Origin of the sequence: Crossiella sp. S99.2, from assembly GCF_023094165.1 — a bacterium.
Lineage (GTDB): Bacteria > Actinomycetota > Actinomycetes > Mycobacteriales > Pseudonocardiaceae > Crossiella.
Map to the genome: position 1 here is coordinate 751,082 of NZ_JALMDK010000006.1, position 20,190 is coordinate 771,271.

Annotated in this window: 10 protein-coding genes and 1 pseudogene; 5 read left to right on the top strand and 6 right to left on the bottom strand. The window is 70.9% G+C overall.

Annotated elements, in window-relative coordinates; translation table 11 throughout:
• Nucleotides 1–45 precede the first annotated feature (45 nt).
• Nucleotides 46–3,969 (bottom strand): hypothetical protein, encoded by a 3,924-nt coding sequence (locus MZC64_RS26570; protein ID WP_247764049.1) that lies wholly within the window; start codon nucleotides 3,967–3,969, stop codon nucleotides 46–48.
• 243 nt (nucleotides 3,970–4,212) lie between these two features.
• Between MZC64_RS26570 and MZC64_RS26575 the strand changes: the two genes are divergently transcribed.
• Nucleotides 4,213–7,782, top strand: coding sequence for a helix-turn-helix domain-containing protein (locus tag MZC64_RS26575; protein WP_247764050.1), 3,570 nt, complete (start codon nucleotides 4,213–4,215; stop codon nucleotides 7,780–7,782).
• Between the two features lie 5 nt (nucleotides 7,783–7,787).
• On the opposite strand, the gene MZC64_RS48810 is transcribed toward MZC64_RS26575, so the two are convergent.
• Nucleotides 7,788–9,602 carry an ATP-binding protein gene (locus tag MZC64_RS48810; RefSeq protein WP_247764051.1) on the bottom strand — a complete coding sequence of 605 codons (1,815 nt, stop codon included), beginning with the start codon at nucleotides 9,600–9,602 and terminating at the stop codon, nucleotides 7,788–7,790.
• The gene (locus MZC64_RS26585) at nucleotides 9,599–10,282 is read right to left on the bottom strand and encodes a response regulator transcription factor (protein ID WP_247764052.1); all 684 of its coding nucleotides are present in this window, start codon (nucleotides 10,280–10,282) and stop codon (nucleotides 9,599–9,601) included. The genes MZC64_RS48810 and MZC64_RS26585 overlap by 4 nt, the downstream gene beginning before the upstream one ends.
• A 153-nt stretch (nucleotides 10,283–10,435) precedes the next feature.
• On the opposite strand from MZC64_RS26585, the gene MZC64_RS26590 reads away from it, so the two are divergent.
• Nucleotides 10,436–11,272 carry a serine hydrolase gene (locus tag MZC64_RS26590; protein WP_247764053.1) on the top strand — a complete coding sequence of 279 codons (837 nt, stop codon included), beginning with the start codon at nucleotides 10,436–10,438 and terminating at the stop codon, nucleotides 11,270–11,272.
• Between the two features lies 1 nt (nucleotide 11,273).
• On the opposite strand, the gene MZC64_RS26595 is transcribed toward MZC64_RS26590, so the two are convergent.
• From MZC64_RS26595 to MZC64_RS26605, 3 genes are all read right to left on the bottom strand, one after another.
• Nucleotides 11,274–12,215: a ribose-phosphate diphosphokinase gene (locus tag MZC64_RS26595; protein WP_374205795.1), complete on the bottom strand. Its 942-nt coding sequence runs from the start codon at nucleotides 12,213–12,215 to the stop codon at nucleotides 11,274–11,276.
• A 151-nt stretch (nucleotides 12,216–12,366) separates the two neighbouring features.
• Entirely contained in the window at nucleotides 12,367–13,659 is a 1,293-nt protein-coding gene (locus MZC64_RS26600) for a cytochrome P450 (protein ID WP_247764054.1), read from the bottom strand.
• A gap of 13 nt (nucleotides 13,660–13,672) precedes the next feature.
• On the bottom strand, nucleotides 13,673–14,947 hold the full coding sequence (locus MZC64_RS26605) for an MFS transporter (protein ID WP_247764055.1): 1,275 nt from the start codon (nucleotides 14,945–14,947) through the stop codon (nucleotides 13,673–13,675).
• A gap of 100 nt (nucleotides 14,948–15,047) precedes the next feature.
• Here MZC64_RS26605 and MZC64_RS26610 point away from each other — a divergent pair, with 100 nt between their 5' ends.
• From MZC64_RS26610 to MZC64_RS26620, 3 genes and pseudogenes are all read left to right on the top strand, one after another.
• Nucleotides 15,048–16,331 carry a hypothetical protein gene (locus MZC64_RS26610; protein WP_247764056.1) on the top strand — a complete coding sequence of 428 codons (1,284 nt, stop codon included), beginning with the start codon at nucleotides 15,048–15,050 and terminating at the stop codon, nucleotides 16,329–16,331.
• A gap of 83 nt (nucleotides 16,332–16,414) precedes the next feature.
• Nucleotides 16,415–18,802 (top strand): cation-translocating P-type ATPase, encoded by a 2,388-nt coding sequence (locus MZC64_RS26615; RefSeq protein WP_247764057.1) that lies wholly within the window; start codon nucleotides 16,415–16,417, stop codon nucleotides 18,800–18,802.
• Nucleotides 18,803–19,324: 522 nt separating this feature from the next.
• Nucleotides 19,325–19,699 (top strand): annotated as a pseudogene (locus tag MZC64_RS26620) (glycoside hydrolase family 27 protein); the annotation flags it as partial.
• Between the last annotated feature and the right edge of the window lie 491 nt (nucleotides 19,700–20,190).

Below are 20,190 nucleotides of genomic sequence, written 5' to 3' on the forward strand. Positions count from 1 at the left end.
CGGCCAGTCGAGCGGCCGGGGCGGTTCGGGGGTGCTGTTACGGGGTCAGCCGGGCAGCACCGCGCTGCTCGCGGTGGCCACCGTGTTGCCCTGGAGCAGGTCGTTGGGCGGACCCCAGGCCAGCCGCAACCGGCCGCCGAAGGCCACCACGCTGGGCGCGTGGTTGGTCCTGACCCCGCGGGCCGAGAAGTACTGCGGCGCCCACTCCGTGCCGTTGGCGCTGAAGGAGCCGTACAGCGCCTGGTCAGCCCCGACGCCGCGCCACACCGCGTACAGCCTGCCGCCGTGCGAGGCCAGCGCGGGCCCGCCGTCGATCCCGGCGTCCGTCCCGCCGACCCGGACCGGCGCGTCCCAGGTCACGCCGTCCACAGAGGACGCCATATAGGCGCGCGAGTGCGAGTCGTGACCGCGCCAGCCGACGACGAGCTTGCCGTTGTGCACGGTCATGCCCGGCCGCTGGTTGGTCATGTTCCCGGCCAGGGTGGGCACGGCCGGGCCCCAGGTGCTGCCGTCGGTGCTGGTGGTCAGGTAGAGCAGCTGGTCGACGCCCCGGTAGAGGCCGAGCAGTTTGCCGTTGAACACCGTCAGCGTCGGCGAGTCCAGGTTGTGCAGCTGCCGCCGGTGCGCGGGCATCTCGGTGACGGTCCAGCTCCTGCCGTCCGTGCTGACCGCGGTCCGCTGCATCGGGTACTGGGCGCCGGGGGTGAAGTCCTTCCACACCACCACCAGCTTGCCGTTGAACTCCGCGGCGGTGGGTGCGAACGGGGTCTTCTTGGTGTCCAGGTCGGCGATCTTCACCGGCGCCGGCACGCCCCGGCTGTCGGCCAGCGACCCGTGCAGGTTGCCGTCCGTGCCCCGCCAGGTGACGAACTGGCGGCCCTTGAACATGGTGGTGGTCACGCCGCTCTCGAACGCGGCCTGGTTGTGCACCGCCTCCGGCTCGTTCCAGATCGCGGGCGCCGGCGCGATCGGCGCCGGGGCCTCGATCGCGGGACCGAAATCGTAGGCCGGGTGCACCGAGCGCAGGGTCAGCCACAGCGTGCGCAGCTGGGTCTGCAGACCGGGCAGGGTCTGATCGGCGCCCTCCCAGCGCTGCTTGAACTGCTCGGTGAGACGGCCGGCGAGCCGGTCCTGCCGGAACTTCATGTTCTGCCGCAGGCAGGAGGCGTGCGGGTCGGTGCCGGTGATCCCGGCGACCTGGGCGCACAGGGAGGGCGCGTCCGCGCGGGCCGGGTCCCAGGCGGGCTTGCCGGTGGCCACGTTGGCCGCGGCGAGCTGGTACTCCCGGAGCAGGTACTCGTTGTCGACCTCGCCCGCGCCATAGAGCTGCCTTGGCCCGTACAGCGCCGACCGCAGGTACTCATCGGTGTTGTTGACCGCCCTGGGGAAGCCCGCCTCGGTGTAGGCGCGCAGCAACCGCGCGGCCAGGTTCAGCTCCTTGGCGACGTCACTGGTCTTCACGAACTCGCCAGCCAGGCGGTAGAACTCGGCCCGCTTGGCCTTGAGCAGCTCGTTGCCCTCCCTGGTGGCGATGATGGTCGCGCTGGTCCGCGCATCGTCGCCCACTGGCCTGGCGTCTCGCTCGAAGACGGTCTTCAGGGTGTGGTTCCAGTTGTTCTTGAGGTAGGTCACGGCGTCCTGTGGCCAGGGCGCGTCCTGGTTCAGCCAGGTGTGCACCACCGCGGTGTGGGTCAGCCCCTCCACGTAGCTGCCGTCCCGCCGGAAGAACCGGTCGGTGAGCTTGACGTGCAGGTCGTGATCCCTGCCGCGGGAGAGCACGTGACTGGTCCAGCACGGCTGGTAGACCATGTCCGCACCGCGGAAGTAGCGGTAGAACTGGATCTGCGGGTTGAGCTGCTGTCCACTGGTCGTCTTGGTCTTGGACAGGCTGAAATGCCAGGCGGGATCGTTGATGCGCTGGCACCCCTCGATCTGCGCGGGCGCCTCCAGGCTCGGGGTGCCCGCGGGCGCGCCCTGCTCCGGTCCGCTGAACAGCGAGAGCCGCTTGCCCTCGCTGACGTGGCCCTGCTGCCCGGCCATCTGGTCCTTCAGCTCGTCCGCCTTGGCCGCGTACCGCTCCAGCAGGGTCTGGAAGGTCTTGTTGACCGTGCCGTTGGGGCCGGGCTGGCTGAAGGACAGCAACTGGTCCCGGATGTCCCTGCCCTCCTTGAGCACCCGCGCGCCCCGCTCGGCGTTGGCAGGCATCTGCTTGGCCCAGTTCGGGTTCTGCTTGACCAGCAGCCCGTAGGCGTTCGCGCCGATCCCCCACACCGCGGGGTTGCCGCCCTGCCCCGCGGCGGTGAACTCGCCGTCCAGGCTGGCCTTGGCGTAGTAGGCCAGGAACGCGGCCGTGCCGCCGTCACCGTGCAGGTTGAGGTTGGTCAGCACGGTCGGCACATCGGTGCGGTAGTTGGCCTGCGGCACCACGAACAGCTCATTGGTCGGCGCCTGCACCGCGGTCACCCAGAAGTCGCTCTCGCCCTGGATGAAGCCTGCCTGCGGCAGGTCCTGGCCCTGCTTGCGCTTGTAGTCCACGTAGAGGTCGATCTTGCCCCAGCGGTCCAGCTTGTACAGCCCGGCGATCGCCTTCAGCAGCGTGGTGCCGACGACCTGGAGTTCCACGCTGAACGAGGTGAGCTTCTCCAGGAGCTGCACGGTGTTCTGACGGACCCAGTCAACCCCCTTCTCCAGCTTCCGGAACTCGTCGATCATCCGGTTGTAGATGTTGTCCAGCTTGGCGTCGACCTTGTCGAAGCGGTCGTTCATGTTCTGCTGCAGCTTCTCCAGCTGCTCGCGCATGGCCTTGATCTGCTCCATGATCTGCTGCTCGATGGTCGGGCCACCAACGCCGAACACCCCGATCAGCGAGCTGATCGCACCGATCACGTTGCCGGTGAAGGCCGCGGTCGCCAGCGAGAAGGCCGAGTTGATCAGCGTGAACGCGGTGACCGCCTTGTTCACCGCGTAGGCCACCTTGACCGCGCCCTCGGCGAACTTGGTGATCCGCTTGCCGAAGTCCGGGTCGATCAGACCGGCGATGAAGGCCAGCCCATCCAGGCCGCCCTTGGCCGTGTCGATGTAGCCCTTGCGCTTCTCCTCATCGGCCTTGGCCGCGGTCTTCTGCGCCTCGGAGGGTTCGGTGGGCTTGGCGTCCGGCGGGTTCTGCTGCAGCACGCTGGACATGTGGTCCAGTCGCTCCTTGCGCTCCGCGTACAGCTTGGCGGCGATGTCCTTGAAGGAGTTGTCGGTCGCCTCCCGCAGCTGCACCTGGCCCAGCTTGGCCGCGGCCTGGAGCTTGCCGACGTCCAGCACCGTGCGCAGCTGCTCGCCCTGGGCGAACTCGGCGGAGCCGCCGCCGGAGTTGACCTTGAACTGGTCGCCGATACCGGCGTTCCAGGCACCACGGAAACCGGCGTCGGCGCGGGAGGTCTGTGCCACCCCGGTCCACACCTCGCGCTGGTTGCCGGCGTAGCCGGACTCCCAGGCGAACTGCTGCTGCGCGCCGGAAACCCGGTCCTCCGGCTTGGTGGAGACCGGCACGTTGTCCAGGCCCAGCAAGGTGGTGTTCAGCTTGCCCAGCCGCGCGCCGTCGACGGTCGCGCCGGACGCGGACCGCACCGCGGCCAGCGCCGCGCTGACCGTCTCCACCGGCTCCCGGCTCCACGCCTGGTTGGGCACGGCGGTCTCGACGTGCTTGCGCACCGCGTCCAGGTGGGTGGTCACCGCGGCGGGGGCGGCGGCCGGGTTCTTCGCCCGCCAGTCCAGCAGTTCCGCGCTGACCACCAGGTTCTTGGCCAGGTCGTCGTCCCGGTTGGTGATGCGCATGGTGGCGCCGAAGAGCGCGTTGGCCAGCCCGGCCTCGTCCACGGGCACCGCGGCCTGAGCGATCGGGGCGGCGGCCAGGGTGCCCGCGAACAGGGCGCCGGTCAGCACCGTCGCGGTCAGTCTTCGGCGTAATGGCGTTCTCATGGGTCTCCTTCGGCGTCGGCCGATGCCGACTTCACTGCCCGATGGGGAGGCCGCCGGGACGGCGCGACCGGACGCCCGGCCCCGGCGGGTGGCAGGGCGGCGACGATCGCGCTGACCAGCGTCCTGACCCGGGTGCTCCACGGGCCGATGCGAGTCTGCGTGCGGGCCGAGGGCCCCGGGAGTCGCTGGCCGTATCCTCTGCCGAGGGATACCGGGATACAGGTGCTGACCAGGGAGAACGGCATGAGCGGCGAGGCCGGGTTCGCCGCGGAACTGCGGCGGTTGCGGCGAGAGCGCGGACTCTCGCTGGCGGCGCTGTCCGAGCGGACGCACTACAGCAAGGGCTACCTCGGCAACCTGGAGCACGGGCGCAGGCCGGCCACTCTGGACCTGGCCCGGCGGCTGGACGAGGTGCTCGACGCGGACGGGATGCTGGTCGCGCTGGCCGCCGCGGTGCCGGAGCCGGTGTGTCCCTACCGCGGACTGGCGGCCTTCCAGACGGCGGACGCGCGCTGGTTCTTCGGGCGGGAACGGGTCACCGGGGAGCTGGCGACCGCGCTGGCCGCGGCCAGGGAGCGCGGGGCGCCGCTGGTGGTGTTCGGGGCCTCCGGGGCGGGCAAGTCCTCGTTGCTGCGGGCGGGGCTGGCGCCGCGACTGGACTCGGTGGAGATCATCACGCCGGGACCGGACCCGCTGCGGCGGTTGCCAACGGCGGGTGCGGTGCTGGTGGTGGACCAGTTCGAGGAGGTCTTCACCCTCTGCGAGTCCGCCGCCGAACGCTCGGAGTTCCTCGCCGAGCTGTGCCGCCGGGGCGCCGACGGGGTGGTGCTGGCGGTGCGCGCGGACTTCTTCCCGCAGTGCCTGGCCCAGCCCGAGCTGCTGGAGGTGGTGCGGCACAACCAGTTCGCGGTGGGCGCGATGTCCCGCCTCGAACTCGCCGAGGCGATCTCCGGACCGGCCGAGGCGAGCAGGCTCACCGTGGAACCGGGCCTGGTGGAGCTGCTGCTCAGCGATCTCGGCGCCGGGGAACGGGGTTACGAGCCAGGGGCGCTGCCACTGCTGTCGTATGCGTTGCGCGGCACCTGGGAGCACCGGGTGGAGGACCGGCTCACCGTGGCCGGATACCGGGCCACCGGCGGCATCCGCGGTGCGGTGGCCGCCGCGGCGGAGCAGGTGTTCACCCAGCTCGACGAGGACGCCCGGCAGGCGGCGCGGCGGTTGCTGCTGCGCCTGGTGCGGGTGGGCGCGGACGGCGAGGACACCCGGCGGCGGGTGCCGCGCGAGCAGCTCACCGCCGGGGGCCGGCAGGACCCGGCGCTGGTGGCGATGGAGGCATTCGCCACCGCCCGGCTGCTGGTGCTCGACCACGACACGGTCGAGCTGACCCATGAGGCGCTGGTCCGGGCCTGGCCGCGGCTGCGCGAGTGGATCGACACCGACCGGGCCGGACTGCGCGCCCGGCAGCGGCTGGGCGAGGCGGTGGACGCCTGGGTCGGGCACGACCGGGCCGCCGCGCTGACCTATCGCGGCATCGCGCTGGCCACCGCCCAGGAGTGGGCCCGCGGTCACCCCGAGGACCTCAGCCCGGTGGAGCGGGACTTCCTGCGGGCAGGCTCGCGCGAGGAACAGCGCGGGGTGCGGCGGCTGCGCGCGCTGGTGGCCGCGCTCACCGCGTTCGTGCTGATCGCGGTGCTGGCCGGCGGGATCGCGCTGGTGCAGCGGCAGCAGGCGCTCACCGCGCGGGACGAGGCCACCTCCCGCCAGGTCGGCGAGCACGCGAGCAGTCTGCTCGGCGCCGATCCCGCGCTGGCCGGACAGCTCGCGCTGGCCGCCTACCAGCTCGCCGAGACCCCGGCCGCCCGCGGCGCGGTGCTCTCGGCCTTCGCCACCGCCTACCCGACCCGGTTGCACGGTGGGGCCGAGCAGGTCGACGTGGTCGCGTTGCGCCCGGACGGCGGACTGCTGGCCACCGGCGGCCTGGACGGGGTGGTGCAGCTCTGGGACGCCACCGACGGCCGACGGGACGAACCGCTGCGCACCCTGCCCAACACCGGCCGGGTCAGCGGGCTGGAGTTCAGTCCGGACGGCCGCACCCTCGCCCTCGCCGGGGCGGGTGGGGTGGCGTTGTGGGATGTCGTTGTGCCACAACGGCCCGAGCTACTGGCCGCGCTGCTGCCACGGACCAAGGTCAACCAGCTGGCGTTCAGCCCGGACGGCGCGCTGCTGGCCACCGCGGGCTCGGCGGACGCGCTGACCCGGGTCTGGTCACTGCGCGATCTCCGTGCGCCGCGGCAGGTTTCGGTGCTGCCAGGGCACGCGGGCGAGGTGTACGGGCTGGCGTTCAGCCCGGACGGGCCCACCCTGGCCACCGCGGGCGCGGACGGCGCGGTCCTCGGCTGGCGGCTCGCTGACCCGGCCAATCCCGGTGCCCCGCAACGGATCCTGACCGCACGCGGCCCGGTCAGCGCGATCGCCTACAGCCAGGATGGCCGCCGGCTGGTGGTCGCCGACGAGACGCACACGCTGTGGCAGGTCAGCGAGGGCGTGCCGCGCACCGTGCCCGCGCCGGACGTGCTGGTCCGCGGCCTGGCCTTCGGGCCCGATCCGGACCGGGTGGTGCTGGGCGCCAACGACGGGGTGCTGCGGGTGCTGGATCTGGTGGCAGGCCGGGAGATCGAGCGGCTGCGGCAGCCGAACCGGGTGCGCGCCATCGCCTTCGACCGGGCCGGGCGGCTGCTCGCCTCCTCCAGCAGCGGCGGCCGCTCCTACCTGTGGCACGAGCCGCTGGGCAGCCCGGTCGGCCGGGACAGCGAGATCGACGGCGTGTTCGGCCACCCGGGCAGCAACCTGCTGGCCACCACCGGCGTCCAGGACCCGAGGGTCCGGCTGTGGCGCACCGACTGGTCCGGGCTGCTGCCGCTGGGCACGCTGAGCGGGCACACCGGCGCGGTGCAGCACGTCGCGTTCAGCGCCGACGGCCGCCGCCTGGCCACCGGCTCCCGGGACCGCACCGTCCGCCTCTGGGACCTGGGCGATCCGGCCCACCCGGTCGAACTGTCCACTTTGGACGGTTACCGGGAGACCGTCGGCCGGGTCGCGTTCAGCCCGGACGGCACCCTGCTGGCCAGTGGCGACGATGCCGGAGACCTGGTGCTGTGGAACGTCGCCGACCCGCGCAGGCCGCGGCGGCTGGCGATCCTGGCGGACAACTTCCGCACCGTCAACGCGGTCGCGTTCAGCCCGGACGGCCGCTCTCTGGCCTCCGGCAACACCGACCGCTCGATCCGGCTCTGGGACCTCGCCGACCCGGGAAACCCCCAGCAGACCGCCAAAATCACCGGTTTCCGGGAGGCGGTGCTCGGGGTCGCGTTCAGCCCCGACGGCCGCACCCTGGCCGGGGCGGGCCTGGACCAGACCGTCCGGCTGTGGACGGTCACCGACCCGGCCCGGCCTGCCGGGCTGGCCACCGTCACCGGCCACCTCGGTCCGGTGCACACCGCCGAGTTCAGCCCGGACGGCCGCACCCTGGTCACCACCAGCGCTGATCGCACCGCCCGGCTGTGGGACCTGACGGATCCGGCGCAACCGGCCCTGTACGCCCCGCTGGCCAGCCCGGATGCCCCGGTCACCAACGTCTTCCACGCCGGCGGCAGGCGGATCGCGGTGGCCGCGGCCGGGCACACGCTGCGGTTCTGGGACACCGATCCGGCGGCCGCGGTGAACCGGCTGTGCGCGCTGCGCGGCAGCCCGGTCACCGCGGCGGAGTGGGCGGCGCGGTTCCCGGACTACCCGTACCGGCCGCCGTGCGGGTGAGACCGCTACGCACTCGCTGATCTGGGCAGCCGCACGGTGAACCGGGCCCCGCCGGGGCTCTCCGCGGTGATCGCGCCACCGTGCGCGGCGACGATCTCGCGGGCGATGGACAACCCGAGCCCGCTGCCACCGGTGGCCCTGGCCCTGGCGTCGTCGGCCCGCCAGAACCGGTCGAAGACGAACGGCAGATCCGCCGCCGCGATCCCGCTGCCGGTGTCGGCCACGGTGAGCACCGCCTCCGCACCCCGCGTCCGCGCGGTCAGCGTGACCCGGCCACCGGCCGGGGTGGCCCGGATCGCGTTGCTCACCAGGTTGCCCAGCACCTGCCGCAGCCGGTTCGGATCGCCGTCCACCACCGGCGCCGGATCGTCCACAGTGGACACCAGCTCGACCTCGGCCGCGGTGGCCACCGCCTGGAAGCCAGTGCGGGTGGCCTCGACCACCTCGCCCAGGTCCACCGGGCCGCGTTCGTAGGCCAGCGACCCGGCGTCGGCCAGCGCGAGCAGCTGGATGTCCTCGATCAGCCGTTGCTGCAACAGGGCTTCCTCGTGCAGCGAGGCGAACAACGCGCGATCCGGCGGCAGCACGCCGTCCTTGAGCGCCTCCAGGTAGCCGCGGATGTTGGCCAGTGGGGTGCGCAGCTCGTGCGCGATGTCGGCGATCATCCGGCGTTGCCGTTCCTCGCTGCGCTGCAAGGAATCCGCCATCCGGTTGAACGCCCCGGCCAGCTCGGCGATCTCGTCGTCCCCGCGCACCGGCACCCGCTCGGCCAGATCACCGGCGCCGAGCCGGGTGGAGGCGGCCCGCAGCGCGCCCACCGGCCGCAGCACCCGGCGGCTGACCAGCCACATGCCCAGGGTCGCCACCAGCGCCACCCCGGCCGCGGCCAGCAACGCGGGCAGCAGCGGCACGGTCCGCGAGGGCGGCGGGTCGCCGGCGCCGAGGGAGAGCAGCAGCGGCGCGGGCATGATCGCGCCGATCTGTGCCCGGAAACTGTTGAGCAGACAGTTCGACACGTTCTTTTCCGCACAGGACTTCAGGATCTCGGCCTCGGACCGGCCGCTGAGCAGGTAATCCCGGTTCGTCGTGCAGTCGATGAGGGCCATTTTCCTGGCCATGTCCAGCTCACCGGGCATCAGGTCCACCACCGGGATCCCGTCCGGCTGCGGTTTCTGCTCCACCAGGAAACCCTTGCCGATCAGGCAGTTCGCCAGCTGCACCTTGCGGCGGTAGCTGATCAGCCGCGAGGGCCAGCTCTCGGTGGCGGCGCCGACGTATGCCTCCGGGACGCCGGAGGGTAGGCCGGAGGGTAGGCCGGAGGGCAGGCCGGAGGGCAGGCCGGAGGGCAGGCCGGAGGGCCTGCCTGCCGTCGTGGTCGGGCTGACCGGCGCGGTGCGGAAGGTGGTCAGCGGCACCCCGCCGCCGTCGAAGCCGTCCGGCGGCGGGACCGGGGTGGGCACCGGGTCGACGAGCTGGGGCGCCCGGTTGCCCACCGGCCGCGCGCCGCCGCCGTCGAGGGTGTCGCTGTCCACCAGCACCTCACCGGCCATGCTGGTGAGCCGGATCCGTTGCCCGGTGCGGTCTTTGAGCGCCCGCACGGTGCCGGAGACCCCGTCCCAGTTGCCGCGCAGCGCGCCGTAGCCGACCAGTTCGTCCACAATGGACTTGGCGGCCGCCTCCTCGGCGGCCGCGGTGGAGGAGACCTGCTGGCTGGCCTGGTACACCGTCAGCCAGGCGGTCAGCCCGGCCGCGGCCACCGCGACCACCGCGGTCAGCACCAGCAACCGGAACCGGAGACTGCCGTGCCAGCGCGGACTCACAGCGCCTCGGCGAGCTTGTACCCACGCCCGCTCACCGTGAGCAGGTACCGCGGCCGGGCCGGATCGTCCTCCACCTTGCGCCGCAGGTTCTTCACGTGCGCGTCCACCGTGCGCTCCAGCACGTGGTTGTCAAAACCGAAGGCACGCTCCAGGATCTGCGTCCGGGTCAGCGGCACCCCTGGCTGCTGGGCCAGCGCGTGCAGGATGTCGAACTCCTTGGCGGTCAGCTCCACCGGCTCGCCGCGCAACCGCACGGTGAACCGGGTCGGGTCGATCTCCAGCTGCCCCACCGTGATCAGCTCCGGCGGGGCAGGGGCTGCGCCGCGGCGCAGCAGTGCGCGCACCCTGGCGGTCAGCTCGGCCGGGCTGAACGGTTTGACCATGTAGTCATCGGCGCCGAGATCCAGGCCCAGCAACAGATCCGCCTCGGTGGACCGCGCGGTGAGCATCAGGATCGGCACCGCGGACTCCGCGCGCAGGATGCGGCACACGTCCAGGCCGTCCACCTCGGGCATCATCACGTCCAGCACGATCAGGTCCGGCCGCCTGGTGCGCGCCAGTTCCAGCGCGGTCCGGCCGTCCGCGCAGGCCAGCACACTGTGCCCGGCCCGTTCCAGGTAGACGCGGATCAGGTGCGCCTGCTTCTGGTCGTCCTCGGCGAGGAGGATGCGCGCGCTCACCGGCCCAGTGTCGCAGCCACCCCCGCCGCGACCGTGAAGAAATGGTGAAGGCCCGCCCCGGAACCCGTGAAATCACCCGGCCGCGTCCGATCGCACCGCTGCCGCACAGCTTCTTCGTCAGTTCTTCATCACCTCGTTCCTAGCGTCGCCGCCATGAGTCGCAAGAGGACGGTTGCCGTGTTCGCCCTGCTCATGGTGGCCCTCGGCGGCTGCCAGCGAGCACTGCCCACGGTCAGCACCAGCGCCCCCGGATTCGAGCTGCCCGTGCCGAGCCCGCAGCCGGAACCGGAGGTGCAGCCCAGGGCGAACACCCCGCGGGTCCAGGTGCAGACCCCCGGCCAGTACTCCTGGTCGCTGCGCGACACCAGGACCGGCGAGACCCGCGGCTCGGCCAACCAGAGCGCCTTCGCCAACACGGTGGAGTCGATGGTCAAGGCCTGGATCGCCTTCGACTTCCTGCACGGCCTCGGTTCGGCCAAACCCGGTCCGGCCGACCTGAACGCCCTGCACCGCATGATCAACGTCTCCGACGACCAGGCCGCGCAACAGCTTTACCGCAGGCGCGGCTCGGACGCGGTGATCCAGCGGCTGATCAGCACCTGCGGCCTGACCGGCACCAGGATCACCCCTGGCTGGTGGTCCAAGACCCGGATGACCGCCGCCGATGCCACCCGGATGGGCCAGTGCCTCTTCGACGGCCGCCATCTCAGTCCACAGTGGACTGACTGGCTGCGCGGCGAGATGCGGAACGTGGCCCCCTCCAACGCCTTCGGCATCGCCGAGGCCCCCGGTCTGGCCGGAAAGCCGCTCGCGATCAAGAACGGCTGGACCGAGCACAGCGCCACCCGCAACTGGGCGGTGAACTGCCTGGCGGTGTGGTCGGACAAGGTGCTGGCCGTACTGGTGAGCTACCCGATCGGACTCGGGCAGGCACACGGCGCGTCCGTGTGCCGCCAGGTCGCCGAGCAGCTGTTCCCTGCCGAGAAGTAACTCAGGCGTCGAATAGCGCGCTGACCGACTCGCCGTTGTGGATCCGCCGCATGGCCTCGGCCATCGCGGGCGCGATGGAGAGCACCTTCAGCTTGGGCACCCGCTCGCCGTCGGGGATCGGCACCGTGTTGGTGCACACGATCTCCAGCACATCGGGCTGATCGCCGATCCGCTTGAGCGCGCCGCCGGCGAAGAGGCCGTGCGTGCAGGCCACCCGGATCGTGCGCGCGCCCAGATCGCGCAGCTTGTCCAGCAGCTCCAGCACGGTGCTGCCCTTGGCGATCTCGTCGTCCAGCACGATGATGTCCCGCCCGGCCACCTCGCCGATCACCGAGCTGATGGTCACCTTGTCGTCGGCGAACCGCTGCTTGGCCCCGGCCGCCACCGGCACCCCGAGCAGCCGCGCGAAGTGCGAGGCTTCCTTGGCGTTGCCCAGGTCCGGGGAGACCACGGTGGTGTTGGACAGGTCGTGCTGGCGGAAGTGCAGGGCCAGCTCGCGCAGCGCGTGCAGGTGGTCCACCGGCACGCTGAAGAATCCGTGCACCTGCGGGGAGTGCAGGGTCATCGCGAGCACCCGGCTGGCCCCGGCCGCCACCAGCAGATCGGCCACCAGCCTGCCGCCGATGGAGATCCGCGGCGCGTCCTTCTTGTCCGAGCGCGCGTAGGCGTAGTGCGGCATGACCACGGTGGTCCGCGCCGCCGAGGCCCCGCGCGCCGCGTCCAGCATGAGCAGCAGCTCGACCAGGTTCTCCTGCACCGGGGTGACCAGCGGCTGGATCAGGAACACGTCCCGCTCCCGGCAGTTGGCCTGCAACTGCACCTCGATGCAGTCATTGGCGAAGCGCTGCGTGCGCACCGGCCGCAACGGCACTTCGAGCTGGGCGCAGATCTCCGCCGCCAGCTCGGGGTGGGCACTGCCGCTGAAGACCGCGATGTCCCGCACGAACCTGCTCCCAATCACCTGAGGACCCCCAACGCCCCGCATGCTAGTGCCCGAAGAGGCAAAAGCCCTGGTGAAGGTGGTCTGGGACACGCTCGATCGGGTAGGCGGCCGCGACAACCCTGGGGGTGGTCACCGCGGCCGCCTGGTCTGATCACTGACTGCGTTGCGCCGGGAACTTGGCGGTCACCGGGAACTCGCGCAGCCCGCGGATGGTGCTGCTCTCCCGCCGTTCCAGCCGGCCGGCCTGCCGCAGCAGCGGCATCCGCTCGGCCAGGCTGCGGAAGAGGATCTCGCCTTCGATCCGGGCCAGCCGGGCGCCGATGCAGTAGTGGATGCCACTGGAGAAGGCCAGGTGCTCGGGACCACCGGTCCGGGTGATGTCGAACTTGTCCGGCTCCGGGTAGACCTCCGGATCGCGGTTGCCCGCGGCCAGGATGACCCCGACCAGCTGGCCTGCCTTGACGGTCTCGCCCGCCAGCTCGATGTCGGTGTGCGCGATCCGCATGGTGGCCTGCACCGGCGGGTCGTACCGCAGGGCCTCCTCGGTCATGGCGGCGGCCAGCTCCGGCTTGTCCCGCAGCTGCGCCCACTGCTCAGGGTGGGCCAGCAGGGCGAGCACGCCGTTGCCGATCAGGTTCACCGTGGTCTCGAACCCGGCCAGCAGCAACAACATCGCGGTGCCGTGCAGTTCGCGGGCGGTCATCTTCTCCTCGCCGACCGCCACCGCCAGACTGCTGATCACATCGTCGCCGGGATCCTTGGTGCGTTCCTTCAGCAGCCGGTCGAACAGCGCGACCAGCTCGGCGCCCACGTGGATGAGTTCCCTGGCCTGGCGGATCGAGTGCACCCCGCTGAGGCCCTCGCCGATCCGCGCGCCGTACTCGGCGAAGTCGGTCCGGTCGGCGTCCGGGATGCCGAGCAGGTCGCTGATCACCGTGATCGGCAGCGGCGCGGCCACGTCCCTGATGAGGTCGAAGGTCTCCTGGCCTTCCACCTTGTCCAGTAACGAGTCCACGATCTGCTGCACCCGCGGCCGGTAGCCGTCCACACGTTTGGGGTTGAACGCGGGCGCGGCCAGCCTGCGCAGCCGGGTGTGGTCCGGCGGGTCCTGGTCCAGGAAGCTCTCCGGGTAGGTGTTGGCCACCGCGCCCAGCGCGCCGCCGACCACACCGGAGCCGTCGGCGTTCTTCACCCCGAAGCGGCGATCCCGCAGCACCTGGTTGCACAGCGCGTGCGAGGTGGTGGCCCAGGTGCCGCTGAGCCCGCGGTAGAGCGGGCCCTTCTGCCGGATTTGTTCATAGAGTGGATAAGGATTTTCCCGCCATTTCGGGTTTTCCACCTGCACCAGCAGATCACCGAGCCCGCCGAGCAGCCAGTTGGTGGCCTTGGCAGCCTGGATCTGCGAGCCAAGCCGAAGGGAGGCGGCGGGGCCCAGGTTGTTCATCGGTTTCCTCTCATCAGGTGGTCGCCTTCTGCGGCGCCGGAGCGAACGGCGCGTCGGAAGGTTCGATCTTGCGCAGCCCTGGGGTGAGGGCGGCGTAGACAGTGGCCAGCAGGCAGCCGAGACCGATGATCAGGAAGGCGGTCGCCGGGCCGGAGTACTCCACGATGGGTCCGGCCACGACCGCGCCGAGCGGGCTGGCCGCCAGCGAGAGCGAGGCGATGGTGCCGATGACCCGGCCACGCATGAACTCCGGCGTGCGCTCCTGCATGACCACCGCGGTGACCGGGTTGATCGGACCGGAGACCACGCCGGTGACCAGGGCCAGGGCGAGCAGCCAGCCGAAGTTGGTGCTCAGCGCGAACCCGAGGAAGGCCAGCGAGGTCAGCAGCAGCGCGACCAGCAGCACGATCCGGCGGCCGGCGAAGCGGGCGATCACGCCGTAGCCGATGGCGCCGATGATGCCGCCGACCGCGAACACCGCGAGCACGAAGCCGGTCTGCTCGGGCTTGCCGGCCTGGAACATCATCGCGGGCATGATCACCGAGGACAGCGGGGTCAGGAACAGCACGATCAGCATGCCGGTGATCGCGGTGGCCCGCAGCGCGCCCTCGGTCCAGACGAACCGCAGGCCCTGCCACACCGACTGCCAGTACGGCTCCACCGCCGGGCGGTCGGCGCCGGTGTGCTGCACCGAGGGCACCACGGTGAAGGTCAGCATCGAGGCCAGGAAGAACATGATCACGGTGGCCCACAACGTGTTCATCGGCCCGATGAGCGCGATCAGCACGCCGGCCAGACCCGGACCGGCCACGCCGCCGATCCCGTCCACCGCCTCACCCCAGGAGTTGATCTTCTCCAGGGGCATCTTCGCCCTGGCCGCGACATCCGGCCGCAACGCCTCGCGCGCGGCCATGCCGGGACCGTCGAAGACCGCGCCGAGCGCGACCAGGCCCAGGATCAGCGGGATGCCCAGGCCGAGGGTCATGTCCAACAGGGGTAGCGCGGCCACCGCGGCCGCGCTGAGCAGATCGGCGGCCACGCTGGAACGCCGCCGCCCGAACCGGTCCACCAGGGCCCCGCCGAACAGGGCCGAGAGCACCAGCGGGGCCATGGCCGCGGCCGCCACCACACCGGCGAGCACGGCACTACCCGTGCGCTGCAACACCAGGATCGGCATCGCGACACTGACGATCGCGTTGCCCGTGACGGACAGCGCCGTCGAGCCCAGAAGGCCCCAGACAGGTACCCGGGAAGGCCGCGCGGCCTCCTGGCCCAATTGGACGTCCACGAGTCAAACGATACACCGATGTCTCATTCTTGGCCGCTGCCTTCCCACCGCCGAGAGTGCCGCCACACCCGATCGCGGGAACGCCGATAGCCTCGGCCGGGTGGCGAGTGAGAAGCAGCGGAACAGCCTGCCGATCAAAGAGGTCGAGCGCTGGTTCCTGCGCGAGGGCATGCCGTTCGTGGTGCGCAACATGCGCAAGCACCCGGTGCTGGCGCGCTCACTTCCAGCACTGATGTTCTTCCTGGGCGGGGTGCTCGGCTACATCGTGGTGTCGGTCAGCTGGCGCTGGAGCCCGCCCTACGGCAGCCTGTCCGCGGCGCAGGCGAGCGCCCGGATGGCCGAGGACGACGCCTACCAACTCACCGGTCTGGGTGTGGCCACTGTCACAGCGATCGGCGCCGCCCTGTTGTTCCTGTGGCTGCGCACCGGTCGCCGCTATCTGCGCAGCCGGACCGCGGGCATCACCGGCGCGGTGATCACCCTCAGCGCGCCGCCGGTGCTGGAGGGCCTGCTCAACTGGAGCTGGGCGGACGCGCGGGAGGACCTGGTCATCGGCGCCGCGCTGGTGCTGGTGATCTACGCCTTCACCAGGGCGGGCATCGGCTCGCTGGTGCACTGGTCGCTCTGGCACCTGGTCCCGCACCTGGGCAACCTGGGCAGGCTGGTGACAAGGGCGGTGCCGTTGCTGCTGCTCCTGGTCACCTTCCTGTTCATCAACACCGAGAACTGGCAGATGTCGGGCAACCTGGACCGCCCCCGGCTGTGGGGCATCGCCTGGTTCTTCATCGTGATCATCGCCTTGTTCCTGTGCGTGCGGCTGCCCGAGGAGCTGAAGAAGCTGCGGGTGGAGATCACCCCGGACTCGGTGCGCGCGGCCTGCGCCGGCACCGAACTGGGCAGACTGGCCGAGCAGCTGCCGGATGAGGACCTGCAGTTCGACCGGCACCCGATGAAGCTGGGTGAACGACTGAACGTGCTGCTCATCGCCTTCGTCAGCCAGGGCCTGCAGATCGCCCTGCTCGGTCTGCTGGTCTTCCTCTTCTTCGTCACCTTCGGCGCGATCGCGATCAAGGACTCGGTGGCCGAGGCCTGGGTGGGGCACCCGCTGACCGAGGGCACCTTCTTCACCATCCCGATCCCGATCGACGGGATCAGCAACGAGCTGATCCAGGTCTCGATCGTGATGGCCGCCTTCTCCGCGCTCTACTTCGCCGTCTACGCGGTCAACGACGCGAGCTACCGGGAGCAGTTCTTCGAGGAGATCCTGGAGGAGCTGCAGAAGGTGCTGCTGGCCAGGGAGTGCTACCTGCGGCTGCTGGAGGTCGACGGCCCGCAGTCCCCCGAAGGATGGACCGAACTGGCCGAGGTCACCCAGCGGAGCTAGCAACTCCCCCGGTCCCGTCGCTCGGCGGAGTGGACCTGCGGGTTCGCCACCTCCCGGCAACCCGTGGCGCGTACCCTCGCGCAGTGTCGACGACGGAAGAACCGGTCGCGCTCGCCGGGGTTGACCCCGCCAGTGGACTGACCGAGCAGCAGGTACGGCAGCGCGTCGCGGCCGGCCAGTCCAACGACGTCCCAGCCCGCGCCAGCCGCAGTGTCGGCGAGATCATCCGGGCCAACGTGTTCACCCGGTTCAACGCGATCATCGGGGTGCTCTTCGCGATCATCCTGGTCATCGGGCCGATCCAGGACGGCCTCTTCGGCGTCATCATCGTGATCAACACGCTGATCGGCATCGTGCAGGAGGTACGGGCCAAGCGCACTCTGGAGCGGCTGGCCATCGTCGGCGAGGCCAAACCCACGGTGCGCAGGGACGGGCGCGCGGTGGAGGTCTCCCCACACGAGGTCGTGCTGGACGACGTGATCGAGATCGGCCCCGGCGACAAGATCGTGGTGGACGGGCTGGTGCTCACCGCCGAGGCCCTGGAGGTCGACGAGTCGCTGCTCACCGGCGAGTCCGACCCGGTGGTCAAGCAGCCCGGCGACGAGGTGATGTCCGGCAGCTTCGTGGTCGCAGGCACCGGCGCCTACCAGGCCACCAAGGTCGGGCGGCAGGCCTACGCGGCCCGGCTGGCCGAGGAGGCCAGCAAGTTCACCCTGGTCTCCTCCGAACTGCGCTCGGGCATCGACAAGATCCTGCGCATCATCACCTGGATGATCGTGCCGATCGGCGCGCTCACCATCTACAGCCAGCTCGCCGACAACAAGGACGTGCCGGACGCGATCCGCCGGATGGTGGCCGCGCTGGTGCCGATGGTGCCCGAGGGCCTGGTGCTGCTGACCAGCATCGCCTTCGCGGTCGGCGTGGTCCGGCTCGGGCGGCGGCAGTGCCTGGTGCAGGAGCTGCCCGCGATCGAGGGCCTGGCGCGAGTGAACGTGGTGTGCGCGGACAAGACCGGCACGCTCACCGAGAACGGCATGCGACTGGCCGAGGTCCGGCCGCTGGACGGGCACTCGCCCGCCGACATCGCCGCCGCGCTGGCCGGGCTGGCCAGTGCGGACCCACGCCCGAACGCGAGCCTGCAGGCCATCGCCGAGGCGCACCCGGACGGCACCGGCTGGCAGGTCAGCGCGATCGCCCCGTTCTCCTCCGCGCGCAAGTGGAGCGGCGCGAGCTTTCACGCCGACGGCGACTGGGTGCTCGGCGCGCCGGATGTGTTGCTGGCGCCGGGTTCCGCGGTCCGCGCCGAGGCCGAGGAGACCGGCTCGCAGGGCCTGCGGGTGCTGCTGCTGGGCCGGGCGAGCTGCCCGGTGGACGACGCCGCCGCACCCGGCGTGGTCACCCCGGTGGCCCTGGTGGTGCTGGAGCAGAAGGTCCGCCCGGACGCCAAGGACACGCTGGACTTCTTCGCCGCGCAGAACGTGGCGGTGAAGGTCATCTCCGGCGACAACGCGGTCTCCGTGGGCGCGGTCGCCGCCTCGCTCGAACTGGCGGGCGCGGACAAGCCGATCGACGCGCGCACCCTGCCCGAGGGCAAGGCGGCGCTGGCCGATCCGGTGGACAACGGCACCGTGTTCGGCCGGGTCACCCCGGCGCAGAAGCGGGACATGGTCGGCGCGCTGCAGTCCCGAGGGCACACCGTGGCGATGACCGGCGACGGCGTGAACGACGTGCTCGCGCTCAAGGACGCCGATATCGGCGTGGCCATGGGCGCGGGCAGCCCGGCCACCCGGGCGGTGGCGCAGATCGTGTTGCTGGACAACAAGTTCGCCACCCTGCCCTACGTGGTGGCCGAGGGCCGCCGGGTGATCGGCAACATCGAGCGGGTCGCCAACCTGTTCCTCACCAAGACGGTCTACTCGGTGCTGCTGGCGGTGCTGGTGATCATCGCCCAGGTGCCGTATCCGTTCTACCCCAGGCATTCCACCCTGTTGAACGCCTTCACCATCGGCATCCCGGCCTTCTTCCTGGCGCTGGCGCCGAACAAGGAACGGGCCCGCAGCGGGTTCGTGGCCAGGGTGATGCGGCTGGCCGTGCCCGCGGGCGCGATCGCCGCGGTGGCCACCTTCACCAGCTACCTGCTCGCCATCGCCGACCCGAGCGCCACCCAGGCCCAGCGCAGCACCGCCGCGGTGGTCACGCTGTTCCTGGTGGCCTTCTGGGTGCTCGCGGTGATCGCCCGGCCGTACGTGTGGTGGAAGGCCGTGCTGCTGCTGTCCATGGCGGCCGGGTTCGCCTTCGCCGTGCTCATCCCGTTCGGCCAGCGCTTCTTCGACATCGACCCGAACCACTCGCCCACGCTGTTGCTGAGCTTCCTGGTGGCAGGCGTCGGCATGCTGCTGATCGAGCTGAGCTGGTGGCTGGACGGCTGGCTGCGCCAGGAGAAGGAGCGCGTGGGCCTGCCCGCCGACTGAGGAATTCCCGACTCGCCAGAACAAGGGCCGCCTGAGCAATCAGGCGGCCCTTGCTATAGCCAAAAGTACAACAAAAAGGAACAGGGTGAACGCACCGAGCCGCCACTCGGTGCGTTCACCCCTGCCCTGGATCGGCGGTAGCCATCCAGGGAGTTCGGTGGACTGACTGATCAGACAGTAAGCCTCGGACCTGCGGCGCGTCAAGCCCATCGCGGATGAATACGTTGTCATCCGCAGGCTACTCCATGTTTACCAACCTCGCCTCAGGCGTATTGACAGCCCGTTCGCTTCTGGTTGAACTGTGCGTGCTTGTGTCTGTTTCCGTTTGATTCTGACCGGTTGCCTGTGACGCCAACCCGAGGAGTTCGGATGAGTTCCCTGTCCAAGCGGCGGTTAGCCGCGCTGGCCGCCACGTTCGCCGTGGCCGTGGGCAGCGGTGCGCTGGCCACCACGCCACCCGCGCTCGCCGAGCCGCCGCCACCGGTGGTGACCATCGACGACGGCCTGGCCTTGACCCCGCCGATGGGCTTCAACAACTGGAACACCACGCACTGCCGGGCCGAGTTCAACGAGAAGATGATCACCGATATGGCGGACATCTTCGTCGACCGCGGCCTCAAGGCGGCCGGCTACTCCTACGTCAACATCGACGACTGCTGGGCGCTGCCGCAGCGCGCCGCCGACGGCAACCTGGTGCCCGACCCGGTCCGCTTCCCGCGCGGCATCAAGTGGCTGGCCGACTACGTGCACGCCAAGGGCCTCAAGTTCGGCATCTACACCAGCGCGGGCATCAAGACCTGCAACAAGGTCGGCGGCTTCCCCGGCGGTCTGGGCTTCGAGGAGCTGGACGCCAAGCTGTTCGCCTCCTGGGGCGTGGACTACCTCAAGTACGACAACTGAATGCCTGGTGAGCGGACCTGCGGCGTTGAACTGCGGCAGGCCGTTGACCAGGTGTTTCGTGGTGGTTGCATCCGGTTGCATCCGGTTGGGTCCGGACGTCTCACGGCCTGTGGACGGCATGATCTTGGTCGGTGTGGGGCGGTCGATGATCAGCTTGAGCTGTCCTGGCTGGGGGCTGGTGACGCGTCGGGCGGCGGCCTGGCGGTCCTCGGCGTGGACCTCGTTGATCACGCAGGGCGGGCACAGCGTCGTCGACCGGGTGATCGGGGTGAACCAGTTCTGGCAGTAGCGGCAGGCCCGGGGACCGACTGGCCGGGGCTTGGCGGTGAAGAGGGCGAGCTGTCCGGTGCCGGGGTGTTGGGTGCGGTTCATGTGGGGCCTCCCTGGTCGACGGCGGTGCGGAAGTGGAGAGGGAACCTCTCGCCTCCCCTTTCCTTCGCCCCGGCGGCAGTTAGCACCGGAATGGAGGTGTCAAGAGTGGGCGCTTG

Coding starts and splice junctions, on each gene's coding strand:
- MZC64_RS26600 (WP_247764054.1), bottom strand. CDS start 13,659: ATGAACAACCTGGGCCCCGCCGCCTCCCTTCGGCTTGGCTCGCAGATC.
- MZC64_RS26570 (WP_247764049.1), bottom strand. CDS start 3,969: ATGAGAACGCCATTACGCCGAAGACTGACCGCGACGGTGCTGACCGGC.
- MZC64_RS26590 (WP_247764053.1), top strand. CDS start 10,436: ATGAGTCGCAAGAGGACGGTTGCCGTGTTCGCCCTGCTCATGGTGGCC.
- MZC64_RS26575 (WP_247764050.1), top strand. CDS start 4,213: ATGAGCGGCGAGGCCGGGTTCGCCGCGGAACTGCGGCGGTTGCGGCGA.